The organism is Mycobacterium sp. (assembly GCF_049683935.1).
GTDB lineage: Bacteria > Actinomycetota > Actinomycetes > Mycobacteriales > Mycobacteriaceae > Mycobacterium.
Genome location: NZ_JBAUJR010000373.1, coordinates 1 through 20,738 on the forward strand (window position 1 = coordinate 1; position 20,738 = coordinate 20,738).

The window sequence follows — 20,738 nt, forward strand, 5'->3', positions numbered from 1 at the left end:
GCCCGTAACCGGGCGGCGGCCCGTAGCCCGGCGGCGGTCTATAACCTGCCGGCGGGTAGCCCGGGTATCCGGGTGGGGGATGACCGGTGGGCGGGCCACTGGGGGGAGGAGTCCCCGCCGGACCGAAGCCGCCCACGTTTGAGGTCATGATCACCATCCTGTCGATCACCGCCGGAATTGACAACGTCAGTCACTCCAGACGCACGCCTGACGTTCCGCCACCCCCGGTGATCACCGGGATCACGCCGACCACCGGTGGCCCGCGAGCGGGACATGTGCGTCAGATCAGGTCGGCGGCGCCGTGGGCGGCGTCATCGTTTCGGACTGGGAGGCTCGGGTATCCGACGCCCATGACGCGTTTCGGCTATACCCTCATGACCGAACAGAGTGGGCCCAAAGAGCTTGTCCGCTATGCGATTTCGGCAGAAGAAGTCGGTTTCGACTTCGAAGTGTCCAGCGACCACTACTTCCCCTGGCTGTCGTCGCAGGGGCATGCGCCCTACGCATGGTCAGTTCTGGGAGCGGTCGCACACGCCACCGAACGGGTGGAACTGATGACCTACGTCACCTGCCCGACCATCCGATACCACCCCGCCGTGGTCGCGCAGAAGGCGGCGACCCTGCAGATCCTGGCCGACGGCCGGTTCACGCTGGGCCTGGGCAGTGGGGAGAACCTCAACGAGCACGTCGTCGGCGCAGGTTGGCCCACGGTGGCGCGGCGTCAGGACATGCTGCGGGAGGCCATCCAGATCATCCGCGAGCTGTGGACCGGGGAGATCGTCGACTGGAAAGGTGAGTACTTCCAAGTCGATTCTGCGCGGATCTGGGACGTCCCCGAGGTACCGATCGCCATCGCGGCGGCGGTTTCGGGCGACCGCTCCGTCGAGGAGTTCGCGCCACTGGCCGACCACCTGATCGCCGTTCAGCCGAACAAGGATCTTGTCGATTCCTGGCACGACACCCGGCGGGGGACTGGGCTTCCGGGCGACGTCCGGGTGATCGGTCAGATCCCGATCTGCTGGGATCCCGACCGCGACGCCGCCGTGGCCCGCGCGCACGACCAGTTCCGATGGTTCGCCGGTGGCTGGGCGGTGAACGCGGATCTGCCGACCACGGCCGGCTTCGACGGCGCCACCCAATTCGTCCGACCCGAGGATGTCGCCGAGTCGATCCCCTGCGGTCCCGACCTGGACGCGATCGTGGAATCGGTGCGTGAATACTGGGAGGCGGGCTTTACCGACATTGCACTGGTGCAGGTCGGCGGCGACAGCCAGGACGCGTTCCTCGAACAGGCGGCCGGCCCACTACTGGACAAGCTCCGAAGCGCTTCGCAGTGAGGGGAATTCAATGACCCGAGGCTCAGGTATCTACGACGACGAAGAGGGTTCGGCATCCTCGAAGAACACCAAGGCCGACGAGGCCGAGGGAGCCGACCGTCGGAAGGACACCCCAGACGTCGACGAGGACGCAGGCGAGCCGACAGCCTGAGGCCGGCGTGACACGCAGAGGTATGCCATGACGTGGCTTCTCCTGGCCTGCGCGATCCTGTGTGAAGTGGCGGCGACGCTGTCGCTGAAGGGTTCCGCCACGGTCCCGGCGCTGTACGTCGTGGTGGTGGTGGGCTACTTCGCATCGTTCGTCTTCCTTGCCGCTGTGCTCAAGCGGGGCATGGGAATCGGTGTGGCCTACGGCATCTGGGCAGCATCAGGCGTGGCACTGGTGGCGACGCTCTCGGCGATCTTCTTCGGTGAGGCGTTCACCGTCGCGATGGGAACAGGCCTGGTCTGCATCATCGCGGGGGTGCTGCTGGTCGAGACCGGCTCGCATCCCGCGGCGCCGTCTGAGGGTGGCTGAGGCGAGTGCAGTACGTGCTGTTGTGCGGCGCGATCCTGTCGGAGGTCATCGCGACGCTGACGTTGCGGGTGGCCGCGACCGGCCGGCCGCGGCTCTACGCGGTGGTCCTGGTGGGCTACGTCGTCGCCTTCACGATGTTGCTCGGTTCGCTGCGCCAGGGCATGCCGCTGGGCATCGCCTACGGGATCTGGGCCGCGGCTGGGGTCGCGCTGACTGCCCTGGCATCACGGGTGCTGTTCGGTGAGCAGTTGACGCGCCGGATGGTCGCCGGACTCGGATTGATCATGGTCGGTGTCCTGCTGGTCGAACTCGGCGCCGCACACTGAAACTCTGTTCGCTACTCGACGCCGATTCGCGACGACATCGCCTCGCATGTGGTCACGGTGGAGGCGGGTCGTCCTCGAGGGGGTCCGCCGAGGAAGCCCCCGATCCCTGGGCCGCCGTGGGCGCGATTTCCATCCCGCCCCCAGCAGTAATGCCATCCGAGGTCGCAGCCGCGCCCTGAGCCATGTCGCCGCTGCTCACACCAGTTGTTAACTCTGATCCCACAGTTTTGTGAGAATGATGGCCAAAACCGTCTTGGTCTATGTCTTCGCCGTCCGTGAGCATTTGTTGATCTTCGTCTGGCATCGCATCTCCCCTCCAGTAATTCGGTGGCCAAAGCAACTATTGAACCGGATCGCCGCCGGCGGCGCCGTCGAACTGCTTACAAGCGGCAAGCTCAGGACTAATGCTGCGGCCTGACGATCGACACATCGGCGGCCTGCCCGGAACCTGTCCGCGGACCGGAACAACGGGTGTTCAACTTCCCCGATCACGGCACCCACCGCTGGAGATACCGGGTCAGCAGTTGCTGTAGATGAAGCCAGACCTGCAGCGGTCACTCCGAGTCGCGGTCTAGGCCCGGGGGACCACAAATCGGTTCGCGTACAACCGATTACACACCGTAGCGCGATACGGCGGGGGTGGCCGGCACCCGGTGTTCGCCGCGATACCATGTGGCATGACCAGGCAGGAATCGGCGGCTCGGACCCGATCGGCACTGCTCGACGCCGGTCACCGCGTTCGGCCGCTGCTGGCCCGCTGTTTGGATGGCTCGCCGGAATTCATCGGTGCCTGATGGCGGCACGGTCAGACGAACTCACCCGCTTCGTACGCGAAGCGCTGCAGCGCGACATCCCGCGCCCGGAGATCGAGCAGGCGCTCCACGATGCCGGCTGGCAGCCCGAACAGGTGAAGAAGGCCCTGGCGAGCTTCGCCGAGATCCCGTTCCCGGTCCCCGTGCCCCGGCCGGTTCTGCAGGTCTCGGCGGGGGAGGCGTTCCGCTACCTGGTGCTCTTCACCGCCCTCGGGATCACCGCGTTCTCGGTGGTGGGGCTCTTCTTCACGCTGATCGACTACCTGTTCTACGATCCGGCCGCGATGCCGCTCGGCCCGGACATGTGGGTGCCGGGCGTCCTGTGGGTGGTGGCCCGCGTCATCATCCCTTCCCGGTCTTCCTCGTCGCCTCGTGGCTCGTTGGCCGATCATTGAAGCGCGATCCGGCCGAGCGCGGGTCGGCGATCCGCCGCTGGTTCACCTACCTCGCGATGTTCGTGGCGGTGGCCGTCATCATCGGCGACTTCGTGACGCTCGTCGCGTATGTGCTCGCCGGCGGTACGACGGCGCGGTTCCTACTCAAGGTGCTGGTTGTGGCGGTCGTCGCCGGGTTGATCCTGAGCTATTACCTCTGGGACCTGCGGGACGCCCAGCCAGGGCGGCGGCCCGTCCCGGCCCTGTTCCTCGGCGTCGCGGTGCTGGCGAGCGTGGCCGCGGTGGGGGCTGGACTGTGGCTGATGGGGCCGCCGTCCGAGCAAGCAGCCCGGCGTATCGACGAACGGCGGGTGGAGGACCTGCGTTCGCTCGCCGCCGGCGTGGACCGCTATTACGAGCAGAACTCGGAGCTGCCGCAGAGCCTCGGCGAGTTGAGTGCGGCGTCGCCGACGCCGATTCCGCTCGACGACCCGTCGACCCGCGCGCCCTACCGCTACTCGCCGGGCGCCGGCAAGACGTTCGAGCTCTGCGCCGATTTTGCGCAACCCTCGGGCGAGGGCCTGGTGCGCGACTCGATCTGGACGCATGCTGCGAGTACGGAGTGCTTCACGCTGACAGCCGGAGACAAAGAAAGACGCTGACCGGCTCTAACGAGTGCTGACCGGGTCGCCGCGACGCTTGCTCTCGAGTCGGTGCCAGGTCCACCAGAACAACAGCGCGGCGGCCACCGAACCGGCGGCGGCCAGCCACTGCGAACCCAGAAACAGATGCCACTCGGCGGGTTCGTCGTTCAGATGGGCTGACGCCCCGCGCAGCACCTGCACCACGCCCAGTGCCAGGCTCGCCGACCCGGCGGCGCCGACCAGCACGACGAACACCGTGCGAAGTGTGTAGCGCGTCGCCGACGGGGAGATCACCGCGCGGATCCGGCCGGTGCGGGCCAGGAAGTGCGACGCGGCGCAGGCCACGATGAGCGCCACCGCGTCGGCAGCCAGGGTGTCCGAGAGCCGGTGTGCCTTGATGATGACGGTGTAGGCACCGATGCCCACCGCCCAGGTGAGCGTGAAGAACATGGCCACACCGCGGAACCGGTACGGCATCACGATCAGCGTTGCGAACAGAAGCGACATCGCCGCGGTGGTGTGCCCGCTGGGCAGCGTGTTGTCGGCGAACGTACCGTTGATCGCAACCAGTTCGGGGCGCGACAGCACGTGGTACTTCAGCACCTGGGTGGCGGCCTGCCCGCCGAGGATCACCCCCACCCCGGCCACGGCCAGCCACACCTGGCGACGCAGTAACCCGATCACTCCGACGATCACCGCCGCGGCCAACTGCGACGTCACCGTGATGGTGTGGAACTGGTCCAGCGCCGCCTGGCGCAACTCGGCGTCGACCTGGGTGGCGCCGCGCAGCGCCGCGTCCTCGAACCGCTGGCCCGTCGTGGTCTGCACGGCCAGCAGGTAGACCACGGTGCCGACCAGCAAAGCGGCGATGAGCACGGCGGTCCACCGGTGCCGGGCCCGACGCAGCCGGTCGTCCCCGTCGAGCGCCACCCGCCTCTCCGTCCTCGTCACCGCCACAGAGCTCCTATTCGTGCGTCCGGTCCGGACCGAACCCCAGCGTTCGACCGAGCGTATCGGCAGTCTGTATCCCTCACCGGTTGTCCGCAGTGAGCGTGGCCATCCGCAGAATGGGTCTATGACGTTCGGGCTGAGCTTCGCTCAGATGCCGGTGGACACCGTGGCCGTGGTCGACCTGGAGTCGGCGTGTGCACTGTTCGGCCGGGACATGCTGCCCTATCCGCTGGGACGTAGCCGACCCGTCGGGTCGGTGTGGCTTGCCAGCAGAGCTGGCGAACCGATCGCTGATCGACTCGCCGGTGGGGACCTCCCCGGAGTCCGATCATGGGTGGAAGCCCTTGTGCGAAGCGATGTCTGCGTGGAATGCCGGGTGCATTCTTTCGACGCGGACGCGCCGGAGTTGCGGCTGCACGCGTTGCGTGCGGGCGAAGCCGGGTTCGTCGCGGTGCAGACCCGCGACCGGGACGGTGTCGACGTCGTCGACATCTACCCGATGGCGCCGGATGCGTTGGCGGCCGCGATTGCAGAATCGGTGGGACTGGTCGGCGCGGGTGCTCACCCGCGTATCGCGGTGGCAGGAGGCGGCAATCACCTGCCGAAGATGCCCGATGCGCTGGAAGAATACGACGACCTCGGATTCCCTGTCCGGCGTGCCGAGCCCGACGAACTGCCTGCCCGCGTCTTCGACGTCAGCGAGATCGTGGCGACCGGGACGGTTCAGACCCGTTACGAACCGGCGCGGCAGTGGGGTACGGACCCGCAGCGTCGAATCCTGCAGTGGGTGCAGGTCAGCGGCGACGGCGACTACATCTACGAGTTCGACGGCTACGCCGAGCCGCTGAGCGAAGACCTGCTGCGCAGCTTCATCGAAGGTTTCATCGCAGACGACATGGAGGCCGCGCGTGCGGGCCGCGGCCGGAGGTGAGGGCAGGGGCGCAGTCAACGTCCTTCGACGGTGAACTTCTCGTCTTCGAGACGCTGCAGGCCGCGGGCGTCGACGAGCTCGTCGCGGTAGTCGGGGTGCCGCCAATAGAACCGCACCCACTCCCGTAACGCATCGCTGTTGCCGGTGATGGCATCGGCCATCAGCATGGCGCTGCGGCCTTTGGGTAGCACGAAAACAATCACTTCGCGGCGGACCCCACGGCCACGCAGCGGATGGTCGATGATCTGCTCGATGTCAGTCCAGCTTCCGCGTACCAGTGAGCCCCAGTAGCCGTTCCACACCTCGAATCCGTTCTGGTCGAGACGCAGGTGGCTTTCCGCGCCGAACTTGAAGGCCCGATACAGCGTCGGCACGCCGAACACTATGAGAAAACCGCAGAACGCCGGGACAGCGACTCGAAGGACCCCGGTCGGGGTGTAGTCGACGAAACCGAACGGCGAGAAGGCTAGATAGAGTGCTGCCGCCGAGACGCCGGCCGCGAACCCCACCACGAACACCAGACCGACGCTCTTCTGCGTTCGGATGACGGTGCCTTCCGCGCCGCATTCCGTTCTGGGAGTGGGTGCACCCCATAGGACGTACGCCATCTGAAAGGCGAAACCGGCACTGTACAAAGCAATCCCGAACGCGATGGCGGCGGTGAGGTAGCTCCCACGCATGGACCAGATAGCAACCCACCAGGCGATGAAGGCGGCAGCGCACCCGAACAGGGCGACGAGAAGCATCAGGTTGGGCCGTGCGGAGGTGCTCATCGTGGACAAAACGTGTTGCCGATCCAGTTGCCAAGAGCTTGGCCACCGCTGCCTGCGAGAAGCGCCGCAAAGAACACACCGCCGGGACCAGTCGGAGATGCGACGAAGCCCCCGAGGGTCCCCGATGCCACCGAGGTGGCTCCTTCCGCGGCCGCGACGCATCGCTGGAACTCGGAGTCCGCGACCGCTACATCCCATAGGGCAGTCGTGATACCGATGGCGGGACCGCCGTACTTGGCACCCACACGGATGTGTTCAGTCGCCTCTTCGGTGAGCATCGGGATGCCGCGTTGCGCTTGGGACTCCAATCCGCTGAAGCCGGCACCGGCAGTACTCAAGATGGGGTGATTGAGGAGGTTCAATGGAACATCTGCGTGACGACCATCCGGTGTTGTCACGGTGACGGTTCGGCGGCCGTCGGGGCGTTCGATCAGGGTAGTGACCGTGCCGTCGGCCACCTTCAGGCTGGTCACCTTCGAGTTCCTCAAGCTGTGATGACCGAACTCATTGAAGGTCACCGAACTCGCCTCCGAAATCAGGTTTCCGTCCCTGTCGAATTGCCATTCGGTGATAGCTGGGCTGCGATCTGTGAACGCCGAAGTCGCACTCGCCGTCCTGACACGTGTACTGCCGTCCTGCATGACGTAAGTCGACGTCGTGGACATTTCCTCTCCCGTCACCGGGTCGTACCGGGTCTCCACCTTGATGTCGCGAATCGTCTGCGCCATATCCGTGTCCCGCAGCATTGCCTGCTGCAGAAAGCCGACAGGACTCGACGGATCGGGCACATCGTCAGCCGGTTGTTGCGTGCCCGGCGTCAGCAGGTTGTCCAGCCCACCCAGGTTGGGCGCTTCGAACCCGTGCGGCTTGGCAGCGGCGGTCACCGCGGCGGCGGTGGCGTCGTCGGCAGCGCCCACCGCCAGCAGCAGGCCGTTGACGGTGATCTGTTCGGCCTGCGCGCGTCGCTCCAGCGCGGCCGCCTCCTCAGCGGTCATCGCGGCACCGGTGATCAAGACCACCCACTGATCGCTGACGTGCAATTGACCGGTCATGTCGATCTCGTCGGCCTTGTTCAACAATGCGGTTCGCGCTTCACCGATGGTGCCGGCGCCGTCCCGATAGGCCGCACCGACGGCCTTGGTGTACGCCGCCAAGGCGCTCGCCGCATCCGCGGCGCGTCCGAACATCTTGGTGGCCGCGGTGTGTGCGTCACCGGACCATGCTCTGGTCTCGGGCATGGTGTCGATGTTGGTGCTCAGCATGGTCACCGCTTCGGCGACGGCTCGGCCGCTGTCCTCGACCGTTTGTCCGGTGAAGGTCAGCGAATCGGGATTCCAGCGCTGCAGCCGGGACCGCGAAGGCAGCACGGGTCAGAAGATTCCGTCGAAGCTGTCGGCAAGCTCGTGGTCGGTCACCTCGTAGCTGTTTCCGGCGCCGCGCACTGCGGTGCCCATGTCGCTGACCTCGGTGGCGATCCGGCCGGCGATTTCGGTGACGTGGGCACCGACGAGTCGCGCCGCCCACTGAGTGGTCGATCCGTCCAAGCCGTCGGCCGCGGTGGCCACCGTGGTCCCGACGTCGGCCTCGCGGATCAGCGCCGCGGCGTTGTCGACCTGCCCGCCGAAGGCGCGCAGAATCTCCGGGTCGACTTCCATGGCCGTCAGATTAGTGCAGCCAGAGGAGTCGGCTGTGCACCAATTTTCGACCGCTCGGGTGGGTTGGAAAAAGAAGAAACCCTGAACCGAACTACGGATCAGGGCTTCTGCACAGCACGAGTCGGGGCGGCGGGCGGGGCTCGAATCCACGACCTCTCGTCCCGAACCACGCCACCTGCGAAGTTGATGACGTTGGTGTGTTCACCGGTAATGGCTGCTGGAATGGGCGTGTTGGCCGGCGCATGCGGCGCCGAACTTCGCTGCGGGAAACTTTGTCCGGACATGCCGCCAGACACCCAGCACCATCCTCGAAACGCTGAGTGGGGTTTTCGAGGTTCAACCGTAAGGAATGTACGCGTTCTTGGCCGACGTCTCTGGAGCTGCGGAGCAGGTTTCTGCCAGTTGAGGTCCGGATGCTCGAGGACTAGGCGCGGATCGATCTCGTCATCGCCGTAAAACGGCTCGCCCGTCTCGTTCATTGCCCCCCCGTTACGTCGTAAGACCCGCCCGATCAGTACTACTCACCGCGATGTGGTACCAAGAGTATCGTTGCGAAACCGTACGTACCTTTTCTGGATTGGGATGTGATGTCGTCCGAAGGTCATACACGACCCTTGTCGGCTCTATCGCGGGGCCAGCTGTGGACGCTGGTGGTGTCGTGTTTGGCGGTGGCACTGGTCATTGGCTCGATGGCTGCCTTATACACATCCTTGTCCGATATCGCGACGGCGACAGGGGCGACCCAGAGCCAGCTCACCTGGGTGGTGGATGGCTACACCCTGGCGGTCGCATGCTTGGTGTTGCCGGCGGGCGCGGTCGGGGACCGTTACGGTCGCCGCGGAGTTTTGATCGCGGGATTGGTGGTGTTTTCGGCGGCGTCGACGGTGCCTTTGCTGACGCCTGATCCGATCTGGCTCATCGCCGCGCGCACAGCGTCTGGTGTCGGTGCTGCGTTCGTGATGCCGTCGACCCTGTCAATCTTGACCGCCGAGTTTCCCGAACACCAGCGAGGACGTGCGGTGGGAATCTGGGCTGGGGTAGCCGGTTCCGGCGGCATTCTGGGCGTCCTGTGCTCAGGGTTGTTGTTGGAGCGTTGGTCGTGGGAATCGGTGTTCGTCGGGTTGACCGTTGCCGGCGTCGCATTGCTTGTCGCTGCGCTCGCCTTGCCCGAGTCTCGGCAGTCCGCTCATCCGCCCATCGATTACGTCGGATCGGTGGTAGTCGTTGCCGCTATCGGTCTGCTTGTCGTCGCGGTAACCGAGGCGCCGCAGCGTGGTTGGTCGGATGTGCTAGTGATCGCACTGTTCGTCGCTGGTATCGCGTCGACGGTGGCGTTTGTGGTCGTGGAGCTGCGTCGAGAGCATCCGCTGTTGGACCTGCGTCTGTTCGCCGATCGGGGGTTCGGCGCTGGGACCTTATCGATTGTGTTGCAATTCTTGGTGCTGTTCGGTGTATTCCTGCTGTTGGTGCAGTATCTGCAACTCGTCGCTGGCTACGACCCACTCCCGTCGGCGCTGGCCCTCGCGCCGATCATCGTTCCGATTGTCGGGATATCGCTGCCAGCGCCATGGTTGGCGGAGCGCTGGGGTCTGCGGTTGCTGACCGTGTCCGGGCTGCTTGTCGTCGCCGCCGGGCTGTTTCTGGGGAGTCGCCTAGGTGCGTCGTCAGGCTACGCCGAGTTTTTGTGGCCTCTGCTGTTATTAGGCACTGGGTTGGGTTTGTGCACCGCCCCGGCGACGGCCGCGGTGGTCGCTGCAGTGCCGGTGGAGAAGCACGGCGTGGCGGCCGCGGTCAACGACGCTGCGCGCGAGGTTGGCGCCGCGGTCGGCATTGCGGTCGCCGGCAGTGTGCTGGCCGCTGGCTACGCCTCCGGAATCGAGCCCGTGCTGCGGACCTTGCCGGACCCTGCGCGGGAACCGGTCGCGGATTCTCTTGCCGCCGCCCTCGAGGTCGCTGAGTCGTCGGGGCCGGCTGGCAGCCAGCTGGCCGAGACGGCCACGGCGGCGTTCGTGGAAGGTTACAGCCAGGGCGCGATCGTCCTGTCGATCGTCACCGTTGCTGGCGCCCTCGTTCTTGCGGTGTGGTCACCGGGCCGCAGCGCGAGAGTTCGAACGGGGTAAGCGTTTTGCACAGCGGCCGCGAGGCCTGCGCTCACTGAGGCTGTTTGGTTAGCCAATCTGACCGCGTGGGTTCTAGCAGCGCTTCACCACCGACGAGGTCTACCAACGACACGACCACACCGTCTGGCTTCTCCTTGACCATGATGCCGACGCCCCAACTCGTTAACGAGACTAGTGGTATTGCTTCGCTACTCTCGGTAGCGTTGTGGGGACGCACCGGAGAATACCGAAAGGAACGTCATGCTTACGCAATGGATTGAATCCTGCAGGGTCCAGCGCGTCGGGCTTCACGAAGGCCTCATGCTCAGTCTCGACGACTACAACGAATTGGTCATTACTCGGCCACTACGACTCACGCTGCCACGCGAAGGCAACTTTCCGGCCGAAGACGTGATGATCGATCCTAATGATGTGCCCAATCATCAGCGTCCGCTGTTGAACTTCGCGGGCAGCACCTGCACGCACGCCAGTTGTGACGACGACGGCACTCTGCACGTCGCGTTTTCCAATGGGTACCGCGTCACGGTGGCCGCCGATGATCGCTTCACCGCCTGGGAGTTGTACGGAAAGCGTCACGGTTACATGGCCTGCCTACCTCGTGGCAGGGTTCGCGTCGTTCGCCACGACATACCCGAGGATGACTACGTTGCCGCGTCTCCCGCCCCAGTGCGGTGAGGCGGCGCGCAAGGGCTGACATGCGTCGAGTACACGAGCTTGCGTGGACGCGCATGAACGCTGCAGCCGACGCCACCCCAATCTGACTTTAATCCTGGTCAGATTGGGGTGGCAAGCTGGAATGATGCGTTCCGAGCGGGTGTACAGCGGGATGTCTGCAGAAGAGCGTCATCGAGAGCGGCGGACACGGCTTGTGAATGCGGCTGTGGAGCTGATCGGTACCGGTGGCGCTGCCGCCACCACCGTCACTGCCGTATGCGCGCAGTCAGGAGTCACTTCGCGCTACTTCTATCAACATTTCTCTAACCGGAACGCGCTCCTGCGGGCGGTCTACCAGGAGGTTTATGGAACCTTCTATGACGTCGTAATTCGAGCCATTCCCGACGGCGTCTCCCAACCGGCAGCATTGGCTTACGGCCCGTTACGCGCGCTCGTCAACATGATCGACAACGACGCGCGGTTGGCCAGGATAGTGTTTGTGGAATCCGCCACCGAGCCACTGCTCAGGGAGTTGCGGAGCGAAATGATGGCCGGATTCACCGACCTCGTGTTGCGAGAGGCCAGGCTTCACCTAGAAATCGCCGATGCTGGGGTAGGTGTCGCCCACTTGGCTTCGACGTTGGGGGTCGGAGGGCTATTCGAGATTCTTCGCCGACGGCTCGACGGCGAGCTGACCTTTACTACTGACGAACTCGTTGAGCACTGTGCAGGGTTTCTAGGCAGCCTCGGCAGCTACGTGTTGCTGCAAAACGCAGGTGGGGAGCCCATCACCAGTGGAACAGGCAAAGCGCAATTGACGGGGAAGTAGTCCTGTCGGGTTTACACCTGAGCGCTGCTGTAATCCGCCTAAGCGGAACCGCAGTCGTAGCCGATCTGGTCTCCCGGACCTGATTTCCCGCGGGTGCAGAGGCTAGAGGCTGCAGCGGTCGAGGAAATCGGTGACGGCGGCGGTAGAAGGCGTCGTGGTCTTCGCCGGCAATCATGTGACCGGCGCCGGCTACACGTCGACAGTCTCGGGGAAGCTTTGAACTCGTCAACAGTGGCGTGGGAGACCACGTCGGAGAAGCGACCGCGCACGAGAAGTGTTGTCACGGTGACACGCCTGGCTCTGTCGATGAGCAGATGGCTGATCGCGTCGAACTGCTCGGGTTCCCCCGTCGTCTCACCGCGCAGGAAGTCGAAGCGGGGCTGAACGGACGCCGGGCCCCTCTCCAGACCCAGTGGTCGTCGTCGCGTTGCAGTAGCACTTTGCGCAGGCCATTGACGTTGTCAGGTCGCGCGCGATAAGGGCTATACGCAGCAAGCTCATCCGCGGCGTCGTCGAGGCGACGACCACCTTGAAATTCCATCCGCGACGTGGTGTCGACCAGGGCAACCGCCCCCACGATCCAATTGTAGATCTCCCGCATCGCCGCCAATGCGCCCGAATGCGCCGAATTCGCGGGCACATCAGGGATGTCGGCTGGCGGTGGAACCGGTACCGCTGCTCGCGGGTAGCCGGAAACACCTTCCTGGAGGCCCTCCAGAACCGCAGCGGAACGTCCCCGACGGCCAACGACTGCACCTTCAGTGGCGAGAGCTTGTTTCCGTGATGATCTTCTTCGGGAAGGTGCGCCCACTTTCGCGCCGCCTTGCCCGGGCTCATCCACAGCTTTTAATCAAAGCTCGTCTGTTCATCGGGCAGGTGTCAGTCGAATCGGCAGGCGGGTGGGGCCGCGAAGTGAGCTGTTGGTTGACCAGGTGGCCGTACCGGCCGCTGTGATGGCCGAGGCTTGGGAGGCGAGTTCGCGAAGAACCGCGTGACCCTCAACGCGAGTGAGGGTTGCTCCGATACACATGTGGGCGCCGTAGCCGAACGCGATGTGGTTGCGCGGGTTTCGGTCAGCGCGGTAACTGTCGGGATCCTCGAAAACCTCTGGGTCGCGGTTTGCGGCACCGAATGCCAACAAGAGCCGAGACCCACTGGGGATGGTCACCTCGCCGACTTTGTAGTCGGTGCGGGTGTAACGGTAGAGGTTTTGGATAGGTGTCGAGTAGCGCAGTTGTTCCTCTACGGCGCTAGGGATCAGGTCGGGATTGTCGCGGATCATGGCGAACTGATCGGGGGAGTGGGCGAGTGTATCGAACATGCCGCCGATGAGGTTCGTGGTGGTTTCGTTCCCAGCGAACAGCAGCAGCATCGCGATGAAAAAGAGTTCGTCGTCGGAGAGCATGCCGTCCTCGGCGCTATCGACGAGCCGACCCAGGACGGTATCCGCACCTTTGAGCCTGCCGGAGGCCAACTGATCCTTGAAGTACCGCCGCAGGGCGGCAATCGCGCGAATCCCCCTGAACGCGTGCCGTAACCCGGCGGGGGTGACGGCAGCGTTGATGATGCCGACACCGCGTTCGGACCACGATCGGAAGTTCTCGACATCTTCGGGAGGAATCCCGATTATGTGCGCGATCATTCGGATGGGCAAAGGCATCGCGAGGCGCTCCATCACGTCGCAACCGGGATGGGCGACAACGTCTGCGACGAGCTCTTCGGCGAGTCGGTTTGCCATCGCCTGCCATTCGCTCATGGCGCCCTTGGTGAATCCAGGTTGTACCTGTCTGCGCAGGCGGGCGTGGTCATCGCCGTCAGTCAGCACCAGGATCGGTGCCGAGATTTTCATCCTGGTGACGCCTAGGGTACTGGTGATCGCCTCGGTGTCGCGCAAGGCTGCTCGTATGTCTTCGTGTCGGCTCAGAATCCAAGTCGCACGTCTGGGGTTGTAGTGCACTCGCCCCCCGACGTGCAGCGCGCGATAGGCATCGAATGGCTGCGCCGCGGTCGCTGGGTCGAGTGGATCGTAATCGGTATTAACCGCGCCGGTCCATCCTGCGTAGCCGCGGCGCCGGACCCGCGCGGACGCAGCAATGTTCATTCCGATAGCCCTCACCACCGGCGATCCGATCTGCCGGACGAGGCTCTCGGGGCGCAATCTAACCATCGGTGGTCCGCGCGAATGTCGCCGCCGGTTGGTGCTCACGATTGCTGCGAACATTCGTCATGAACTCAAGGCTGGCCAATCACCCGTCATCGCGTCAATGGTGGGGCAACTGTTGAGAGGAAACCGCCTTCCATCGGCGGCTCCAAATTCTCAGTGTAGAGCCGTGAAATGCTGATATCACCGCTTGAAGGGCATATGAATTCTCACTCAGAGAATCTTCCACCAGCCTGATCAGAACCACATGGACGAATGCTCAGTACTCTCGAGCCGCGGGCACCGTCACACTGGAACATTCGGTCGCACCAAGAGCTTGTCCCAATTATCGACCCACTCGGCGAGTTCCGAAGCCTCGGCATGGATGGCCGCGGAACGAAGCACCCCCAGTTGTCCCCTCCCCCGAGTCTGCGATACGTGCAGCAGCGCGTCCTGATACTCAGTGCGAAAGTTGCTTCAGTCACGGTGAGATGTTGAGGTGTTACATTTGTTTCCGGCAGAATCGTCACCCAGCTATGCGGCAATCCGTCCCGTTGCGACGTTCATTGGAATCGCCCTGCTACAGCCACCTCAATGCTTAAGAGCACGCGTTCTGGGTTCTCAACACTGGCCCGAGGAACCGCTCCACGATCTCACGTTCTATACCAGGATCGCTCGCCGGCCAGTGCCACAGCGCAAGCACTGCGCGCACCAACCATTGAGCGGCGGCCTCGTCGTGAGGGTCTGAGCCGATCAGACTTGTCGCGATGCCGGCGACGATCGGCGAGGTCTCAATCCATCGCCGGGTCTTCGGATTCGATGACCGGAGCAGTTGTTGGATAACGTGTTCCGTGCGAAGGTGGTGAAGGCCTGCGCTGACGGCGACGACGATCCGCTCGTGTCCTGTCAAATCGCAGATCGCGTCGTCGACGGCGGTTACGACATGCGACGACAGCCTCACGATGACTGCTTCGCATATCGCGGCTTTCCCGCCCGCGTGACGGTAGATTGTCGCCGGCGAACAGTGGACCAACGCGGCGAGTTCGAGGATGGAGAAATCATCGAAGCCTCGGCGTCCGATCAAACGCGCGGCCGCTTGGAGAATCCTCTCAGTTGCAGCGGTCGCTCTTGGCTGCTCGAGTAGCCAGTCGTTGGTTGTCACCTCGAAACACCTTCCGATGCTGGACATCGTTGCGTTGGTCATGCTCGCTGTGCGGCGTTGTCAGGTAAGTGGGGTCCGCGTTGCTTTGGTGGGCCACCAGCTGGCTTCGCGTAGGAGTGTGGCGATGGCGGGAACGGTGAGGGTGCGCACCAGGAAGGTGTCGAGCAGTAGTCCGAAGCCGATGATGATGCCGGCTTGGATCATGATGGCGATTGAGCCGACCATGAGACCGAACATGCTGGCGGCGAAGATCACGCCTGCTGAGGTGATGACGGCTCCGGTGTTTGCGACGGTGCGCAGGACGCCGACGCGGATGTTGCGCCCGGACTCTTCACGGAGTCGTGAGACGAGCAGCATGTTGTAGTCGGCGCCGACGGCGACGAGGATGATGAACGCCAACAGTGGTACGGGCCAGGCGATCTCTTGGCCAAGTACCCATTGGAAGACCACCACGCCGATGCCCAGTGATGCGAGGTAGTTGAGCAGAACCGTGCCCAACAGGTAGACCGGTGCCAGGAGAGCGCGCAACAGCAGGACCAGGATGACGCCGACGATGATCGTGGTGGCGATGGCCAATTGTGCAAAATCGGCCCGCAGGAATCGTTGGATATCGGAGTTCACAGCGGGGAAGCCGGCGACTGAGATGGTGGCTTGTTCCAGTGAGGTGTTGGGTCGCGCGGTGTTGGCGATGTCGGTGATGTGGTTGGCGAGGTCCATGGCTTCGACGCTGTATGGGTCGTTGCTGGTTTCGATCATGAAGCGCGCGGTCTTGCCGTCAGATGAGAGGAATTGTTTGGCGACGTCCGTGAACTGTCGGTTCTCGAATGCGTTGGGGGGCAGGTAGAAGCCGCTCGAGGAGTCGGAGTCCGCTGCTGCGCGTGCAGAATTTCGCAGTTGGGTGGCGATCTGGCTCATGCCAGAAAGCATTTCGATGTTGCTGTCGGCGAGGGTGCGAACACCGGTGGCGAGTGCGTGGGCGCCGGAAGCGAGCTGGCCGATTCCGTCCTGGAGCCGGCGGAGGTTGGCGGCCACATCGGCGGGGTTTCCGAGGGCACCGAATGCCTTGTCCAGTGAGGTGACTGCGTTTTGGACGTTGGCGAGGGTGCCGGTCACGGTGGCGTTGGTGGCGGGATCGTAGCGGTCGCCGAGGTCGGCGATCTGGTTGAAGAATCCGCTGTCGCGCAAGGTAACCAGGATCTTCACCTGGTCGCGGATTTGGGCGCATTGTGGGGTGGTGGCACACCACGGTGAGGTGTTGAGGGCGCCGACGAGCGGGTCGAGCAGTGTGATCGCGTTTTGCGCTTGGTCGGCCAGTGGTCGTAGTCCTGGGCCGGATTGGATGGCTTGATCGACGGCGGGGGCTGTGGCGGAAAGTTGCTGCAGTAGAGGGCGGAACTGGTTGACTTGGCTTCCCGCGGATTGGGCTTGGGTGAGGATGCCGGCCAGTGGCGTGAGGGCGGTGCGCACGGTGCTGTCGAGCTGGGCAAGGCCGTCGGCGAGTTGATCGGCGCCATTGGTGAGTTTGGTGAGGTCGTCTCTGCGGGAGTTGCCTTCGGCGACCGCGCCGGCCATCTTGTCGCCGATCTGGCCGTTCTGCCAGGCCAGTTCTGCTTGGTCGAGGCGCTCCCCAGTCGGGCGGGTGACTCCGGAGACCTTGGTGACGCCGGGGATCTGAGACACGCGGGAGGCCATTTCGTCGAGATCGGCCAGTCCTTTCCCGGTTCGCATGTCGGTGGAATTTTCGACGACGAGGAACTCGGTGATGACGACATCTTTGCGGAAGTGGCGGTCCAGCAGTTGGTAGCCCTGGTTGCTGGCCGTGGTGGCTGGTTGGCCCTTGCGGTCGTCGTAGCTGATCTTGATGGTTGCGGCCGCTGCGGACAGCGCGAGCAGAACGACCAGGCTGACGATCAGTAGTGGCACCGGACGGCGGACCACGGCGACGGCGACGCTGTTCCAGTAGCGGCGGGTGCGATCGGGTTTGGGTTCACCGATGCCGCGTTTGGCGGCGAGCGACAGCACGGGTGGCAGCAGGGTGACGGTGGCCAGGAATCCGAAGAGCACGGCGATGGCACATGCGGGGCCCAGGGCGGCGAAGACGCTGAGCCGCGCGAAGACCATGGCCAGGAATGCGAGTGCGACGGTGGCGGCGGACGCGAGGATGACGCGCCCGATGCTGGCGGTGGCATGGATGATGGCCTGATCGGCGGGTACTTCGGCGCGGCGCTGTTCGTGGTAACGGCTGATCAGAAATACGGTGTAGTCGGTTCCGGCGCCGAGCAGGATCGCGGTCATGAATGCGACGGTGAACTGGGAGACCGGCATGCCCAACTCGCCGAGGACAGACAGCACACCGCGCCCGACTGCCAGGCTCAACCCGATTACCAGGAGCGGCAACAGCGCGGTGAAAACCGACCGGTAGACGATCAGCAGGATCAGCGCGATCATGCCTGCGGTGGCGATGGAGATCAGCAGCAGGTCGTGCTCGGCGGAGGCGATCATGTCGCTGAAGGTCGCCGGTGGTCCCGTCACTTGGACGGTCGTGGTCGAGCCGGTGAACACCTCCGCTGCGATGTCGCGCACTGCGTTCACTGATTCGGCGGCGTCGGGGTCTCCGAGGGTGCCGGTGACCCCGACAGGCAGATACCAGGCTTTGCGGTCGGCGCTGACTGCATGGGCTTCGGTAATCGGATCGGACAGTAGGTCCTGCACCAGAAGGACGTGGTCACTTTCGGCCTGCAGCCGGCGCACGAGTTCGCTGTAGCCCTGCCGGGCAGTCGGAGTCAAGCCATTGGGATCTTCCATGGCGACGAACACGACAGTTTTTGAGCCTTCTTCGCCGAAGGCGGCGCTCATGCGTTCTACCGTCTGCAACGACGGCGCATCACGGGGAATGAGGTCCACCGACTGTTGGCGCACCACGGTTTCCAGCTGGGGGAACAGCAGCGCGAGAACCACTGCGGCGCCTAGCCATACCCCGATGACCAGCGCCTTGTGTCGGAGCGTGAACCGGGCTAGCACGGCCAGTCGAGCACTGTACTCGCGATTGCGTGCCGGGTCGGTGGAGTTGTTGGCGCGTCGGTGAGGGCGCGCAGCACGGATTGGGGATTTTGCGCTGCCGTCCGTCACCTGGCCTCCACTGATAGCGATACTCTCGGTATCGCTACGCTACCCGATGTAGTGCAAGTGGTGACAGCCTCGTAATCGCCCGCCGCGCAATCCGCGGCTGGCAGGGGCAGGCGGCCGCCATCGACTCCTGCGCAGGCCGCCGGTCACAGCCACCAGCAAATGGTTGACACCCGTTGGCTTTCTGAAATTCCAGGCCGAACGCTGTGTAGTCGAGGACAAGGGCTGTGAGTGTCGTTCAGGTCGTGCCGCTGCTGCGGCGAGAAGCTCCTCGAGGTCGGGCTTCGGTTGTGGCCGACTCGGCCGTGTTCTGCAGCAGCACGTAAGTGCCGAGGCTACCCAGGAAACCTGCGCAGTGCTGAACGAGTTCATCGGTGGTGAACTCCAGTTCTCCGTCGAGCCAGCGGCGCAAGACTTCGAATAACCCCCCCACACCCAAGGTCGAGGTCAAATGGGCAACGCCCACTGCGGAGTCGGCGATGTCGAGGTGAAGTCTGGCCTCATGCAACACGAGATCGGTGAAACCGGTCATCATTCTGCTGCGTAGCTCGCGGAGCAGCGGCTCGGTTGCAGATTCCACGAACAGGATCCGACCCAGCCGAGGGTCATTGTCGATCATGCTGACCAGCCCGCGGATCGGCGCATATGCGAGCACCTCGGGTGGGACGCCGGCATCGGGAATGGCGTCGACTATCACCTCCTGGAAGCTGGTATAGAGCTGCTGGTAGACGGCCCGCAGGAGTGCGTCTCTATCGGGGAAATGCTGGTAGAAGTAGCGTGACGTGATACCGGACTCAGCGCAGACGGCAGTCACCGTGACGGCGGCAACGCCATGCGTGCCGATCAATTCCATCGCGGCCTCGATGAGACTCGTACGCCTGTTCCGGTGACGCTCCTCGGCGGACAATCCGTTATACACCCGGGCCGATCGCACAACGTGTAGCTTGCCATCTAATTCTGACTAGGCGTAAAGTCAGAATCTGCAGTTACCCATGACAACAGGAGAGCAACATGAGCGACGAGTCGTCCACACTGCCCACCACGCGAATCGTGCCGAAGCCTCGCCGTGTTCGCTTTGATATGCCTGCTGGGACCAAACGTCAGCACTTCGTCGACGGTGACTTGGTGATGAGTCACTTCGTCTCTACCTTGTCGGCCACTTTCCCCGAAGGGGAGGATTTCTTCATCCGGTCAGTCCGCCACTACCGGGACCAGATCAGCGACGCTGACTTGAAGGCGGCGGTCAAGGGCTTCATTGCGCAGGAGGCCACCCACCGGCACCAGCATAGCCTGCTCAACCAGAGGCTCCAGGATATGGGCTATCCGACCGAGGGGATCGATCGGCACATCACGAAGTTGCTTAAGCGGCTTGAGCCTCGGTTTTCTTCGGAGATGAACCTTGCTGTGACGGCCGCCCTTGAGCACTACACCGCGACATTCGCCGAGATCATTCTCACCAGCGAAGAAGCTCAAGCACTCATCGGGAACACCGAGGTGCGGCCGATTCTGCTATGGCACGCAGTGGAAGAATCCGAGCACAAGGCCGTCGCTTACGATGTATTCCAGGCGATCGGTGGAAGCGAACGCACCAGAGTGAGGGGAATGCGATTCGCCACAGCCCTCTTGTTCGCGGAGTTGTTCATCCAGACCACCCGCTCTCTGGCAGGCGACCGTGCCGCCTACAACCCGGTTCGGTTGGTGCGCAGCCTTCGAGCCTTCCGTCATAACCCGCTGTTCAGCCGAGCGGCAATTGAGCGCTTCCGTTCCTACACCCGTGCCGGATTCCATCCCGATGATTGGGACAGCGCGGAGATCCTCGAACGCTGGACCAAAGAACTCTTTGATGCCGACGGCGGCCAACAGCTACGGAGCAACGTATAGGACGACAAGAGATGGTGGTCACGCCGGCCATATGAGATAAGAACACCCCTTCACACGAAGTGCGGTGCGCCGTTGCTGCATCAGGCGTTACGGCAATCCGCTGATGCGAGTCGAAGGGCCACCACCGCCTTCCCTTCAGCGTCCGAAGACTTCCTGGGCAAATCTGGACACAAGGGGGTGCATTTGACGACGGGGCGGTTTCCGGCGGTCATTGCACCATTTGGACCGTGGTCGCGGTAGCAAGGCAGGGAAGACTTCGGCGCAGGACGGTCCGTTGAGGATGGCTTGAGGGCGGTTGTTGAGTTCGAGTTCAACGCCGGCTAGTTTGTTGTGGCTGTGCCGGGAGAGATCAGGACCCTCCGGAAAGTACGGACGCACGGGTCAAGTCCAGGGACGTGGTGTGCGACGTCGTCGTGTGATTCTTCGTTGTGATGGTTCAGGCGGTCAGTGCCGCCGGCGTGGCCTCCTGTTCGGTGGGTGAGTTCTGGTCGGCTCTGGATTTGCTG

The 20,738-nt window shown here is 63.9% G+C and carries 20 protein-coding genes; 12 read left to right on the forward strand and 8 right to left on the reverse strand.

Annotated elements, in window-relative coordinates:
- Window positions 1-350 precede the first annotated feature (350 nt).
- From WA965_RS21545 to WA965_RS21575, 7 genes are all read left to right on the forward strand, one after another.
- On the forward strand, window positions 351-1,337 hold the full coding sequence (locus WA965_RS21545; RefSeq protein WP_526297275.1) for an LLM class F420-dependent oxidoreductase: 987 nt from the start codon (window positions 351-353) through the stop codon (window positions 1,335-1,337).
- 10 nt (window positions 1,338-1,347) lie between these two features.
- Window positions 1,348-1,488: a hypothetical protein gene (locus WA965_RS21550; protein WP_526297273.1), complete on the forward strand. Its 141-nt coding sequence runs from the start codon at window positions 1,348-1,350 to the stop codon at window positions 1,486-1,488.
- 27 nt (window positions 1,489-1,515) lie between these two features.
- Complete coding sequence (locus tag WA965_RS21555) at window positions 1,516-1,854, forward strand: DMT family transporter (protein ID WP_526297271.1); 339 nt, start codon at window positions 1,516-1,518, stop codon at window positions 1,852-1,854.
- A 5-nt stretch (window positions 1,855-1,859) separates the two neighbouring features.
- Window positions 1,860-2,180 (forward strand): DMT family transporter, encoded by a 321-nt coding sequence (locus WA965_RS21560; RefSeq protein ID WP_526448054.1) that lies wholly within the window; start codon window positions 1,860-1,862, stop codon window positions 2,178-2,180.
- Window positions 2,181-2,415: 235 nt separating this feature from the next.
- Window positions 2,416-2,598, forward strand: coding sequence for a hypothetical protein (locus tag WA965_RS21565; RefSeq protein ID WP_526448055.1), 183 nt, complete (start codon window positions 2,416-2,418; stop codon window positions 2,596-2,598).
- A gap of 375 nt (window positions 2,599-2,973) precedes the next feature.
- Entirely contained in the window at window positions 2,974-3,387 is a 414-nt protein-coding gene (locus WA965_RS21570; protein ID WP_526297265.1) for a DUF5671 domain-containing protein, read from the forward strand.
- Window positions 3,384-4,028 (forward strand): DUF5671 domain-containing protein, encoded by a 645-nt coding sequence (locus WA965_RS21575; protein WP_526297263.1) that lies wholly within the window; start codon window positions 3,384-3,386, stop codon window positions 4,026-4,028. The genes WA965_RS21570 and WA965_RS21575 overlap by 4 nt, the downstream gene beginning before the upstream one ends.
- Before the next feature lie 6 nt (window positions 4,029-4,034).
- Here WA965_RS21575 and WA965_RS21580 read toward each other — a convergent pair whose 3' ends face one another.
- Window positions 4,035-4,961: a phosphatase PAP2 family protein gene (locus WA965_RS21580; protein ID WP_526297261.1), complete on the reverse strand. Its 927-nt coding sequence runs from the start codon at window positions 4,959-4,961 to the stop codon at window positions 4,035-4,037.
- A gap of 124 nt (window positions 4,962-5,085) precedes the next feature.
- Between WA965_RS21580 and WA965_RS21585 the strand changes: the two genes are divergently transcribed.
- A complete protein-coding gene (locus WA965_RS21585; protein WP_526297259.1) occupies window positions 5,086-5,892 on the forward strand; it encodes an ESX secretion-associated protein EspG in 807 nt (268 codons plus the stop codon).
- Window positions 5,893-5,906: 14 nt separating this feature from the next.
- On the opposite strand, the gene WA965_RS21590 is transcribed toward WA965_RS21585, so the two are convergent.
- The 3 genes from WA965_RS21590 to WA965_RS21600 are packed head-to-tail and all read right to left on the reverse strand — an operon-like array spanning window position 5,907 to window position 8,320.
- A complete protein-coding gene (locus tag WA965_RS21590; RefSeq protein ID WP_526297257.1) occupies window positions 5,907-6,638 on the reverse strand; it encodes a hypothetical protein in 732 nt (243 codons plus the stop codon).
- A gap of 23 nt (window positions 6,639-6,661) precedes the next feature.
- A complete protein-coding gene (locus tag WA965_RS21595) occupies window positions 6,662-8,032 on the reverse strand; it encodes a hypothetical protein (protein WP_526297255.1) in 1,371 nt (456 codons plus the stop codon).
- A gap of 3 nt (window positions 8,033-8,035) precedes the next feature.
- Entirely contained in the window at window positions 8,036-8,320 is a 285-nt protein-coding gene (locus tag WA965_RS21600; protein ID WP_526297253.1) for a type VII secretion target, read from the reverse strand.
- 587 nt (window positions 8,321-8,907) lie between these two features.
- On the opposite strand from WA965_RS21600, the gene WA965_RS21605 reads away from it, so the two are divergent.
- From WA965_RS21605 to WA965_RS21615, 3 genes are all read left to right on the forward strand, one after another.
- Window positions 8,908-10,440 carry an MFS transporter gene (locus tag WA965_RS21605; RefSeq protein WP_526448057.1) on the forward strand — a complete coding sequence of 511 codons (1,533 nt, stop codon included), beginning with the start codon at window positions 8,908-8,910 and terminating at the stop codon, window positions 10,438-10,440.
- Between the two features lie 240 nt (window positions 10,441-10,680).
- Window positions 10,681-11,115 (forward strand): DUF6188 family protein, encoded by a 435-nt coding sequence (locus WA965_RS21610; protein ID WP_526297732.1) that lies wholly within the window; start codon window positions 10,681-10,683, stop codon window positions 11,113-11,115.
- Between the two features lie 124 nt (window positions 11,116-11,239).
- Complete coding sequence (locus WA965_RS21615) at window positions 11,240-11,923, forward strand: TetR/AcrR family transcriptional regulator (protein ID WP_526297730.1); 684 nt, start codon at window positions 11,240-11,242, stop codon at window positions 11,921-11,923.
- An 865-nt stretch (window positions 11,924-12,788) separates the two neighbouring features.
- Here WA965_RS21615 and WA965_RS21620 read toward each other — a convergent pair.
- From WA965_RS21620 to WA965_RS21635, 4 genes are all read right to left on the reverse strand, one after another.
- Window positions 12,789-14,024: a cytochrome P450 gene (locus WA965_RS21620; RefSeq protein WP_526297728.1), complete on the reverse strand. Its 1,236-nt coding sequence runs from the start codon at window positions 14,022-14,024 to the stop codon at window positions 12,789-12,791.
- Window positions 14,025-14,661: 637 nt separating this feature from the next.
- Window positions 14,662-15,225: a TetR/AcrR family transcriptional regulator gene (locus tag WA965_RS21625; protein ID WP_526297726.1), complete on the reverse strand. Its 564-nt coding sequence runs from the start codon at window positions 15,223-15,225 to the stop codon at window positions 14,662-14,664.
- A 60-nt stretch (window positions 15,226-15,285) separates the two neighbouring features.
- The gene (locus WA965_RS21630) at window positions 15,286-18,354 is read right to left on the reverse strand and encodes an MMPL/RND family transporter (protein ID WP_526448056.1); all 3,069 of its coding nucleotides are present in this window, start codon (window positions 18,352-18,354) and stop codon (window positions 15,286-15,288) included.
- 235 nt (window positions 18,355-18,589) lie between these two features.
- Window positions 18,590-19,285, reverse strand: a complete 696-nt coding sequence (locus WA965_RS21635; protein WP_526297722.1) for a TetR/AcrR family transcriptional regulator — start codon at window positions 19,283-19,285, stop codon at window positions 18,590-18,592.
- A gap of 77 nt (window positions 19,286-19,362) precedes the next feature.
- Between WA965_RS21635 and WA965_RS21640 the strand changes: the two genes are divergently transcribed.
- Window positions 19,363-20,232, forward strand: coding sequence for a metal-dependent hydrolase (locus tag WA965_RS21640; RefSeq protein ID WP_526297720.1), 870 nt, complete (start codon window positions 19,363-19,365; stop codon window positions 20,230-20,232).
- The last annotated feature ends 506 nt before the right edge of the window (window positions 20,233-20,738 follow it).

Excerpts from the sequence above, each read along its gene's own strand:
- WA965_RS21640 (WP_526297720.1), top strand. The coding sequence starts at position 19,363 with ATGAGCGACGAGTCGTCCACACTGCCCACCACGCGAATCGTGCCGAAG.
- WA965_RS21570 (WP_526297265.1), top strand. The coding sequence starts at position 2,974 with ATGGCGGCACGGTCAGACGAACTCACCCGCTTCGTACGCGAAGCGCTG.
- WA965_RS21615 (WP_526297730.1), top strand. The coding sequence starts at position 11,240 with ATGCGTTCCGAGCGGGTGTACAGCGGGATGTCTGCAGAAGAGCGTCAT.
- WA965_RS21585 (WP_526297259.1), top strand. The coding sequence starts at position 5,086 with ATGACGTTCGGGCTGAGCTTCGCTCAGATGCCGGTGGACACCGTGGCC.
- WA965_RS21545 (WP_526297275.1), top strand. The coding sequence starts at position 351 with ATGACGCGTTTCGGCTATACCCTCATGACCGAACAGAGTGGGCCCAAA.
- WA965_RS21620 (WP_526297728.1), bottom strand. The coding sequence starts at position 14,024 with ATGAACATTGCTGCGTCCGCGCGGGTCCGGCGCCGCGGCTACGCAGGA.
- WA965_RS21565 (WP_526448055.1), top strand. The coding sequence starts at position 2,416 with ATGATGGCCAAAACCGTCTTGGTCTATGTCTTCGCCGTCCGTGAGCAT.
- WA965_RS21605 (WP_526448057.1), top strand. The coding sequence starts at position 8,908 with ATGTCGTCCGAAGGTCATACACGACCCTTGTCGGCTCTATCGCGGGGC.
- WA965_RS21555 (WP_526297271.1), top strand. The coding sequence starts at position 1,516 with ATGACGTGGCTTCTCCTGGCCTGCGCGATCCTGTGTGAAGTGGCGGCG.
- WA965_RS21550 (WP_526297273.1), top strand. The coding sequence starts at position 1,348 with ATGACCCGAGGCTCAGGTATCTACGACGACGAAGAGGGTTCGGCATCC.
- WA965_RS21610 (WP_526297732.1), top strand. The coding sequence starts at position 10,681 with ATGCTTACGCAATGGATTGAATCCTGCAGGGTCCAGCGCGTCGGGCTT.
- WA965_RS21590 (WP_526297257.1), bottom strand. The coding sequence starts at position 6,638 with ATGCTTCTCGTCGCCCTGTTCGGGTGCGCTGCCGCCTTCATCGCCTGG.
- WA965_RS21600 (WP_526297253.1), bottom strand. The coding sequence starts at position 8,320 with ATGGAAGTCGACCCGGAGATTCTGCGCGCCTTCGGCGGGCAGGTCGAC.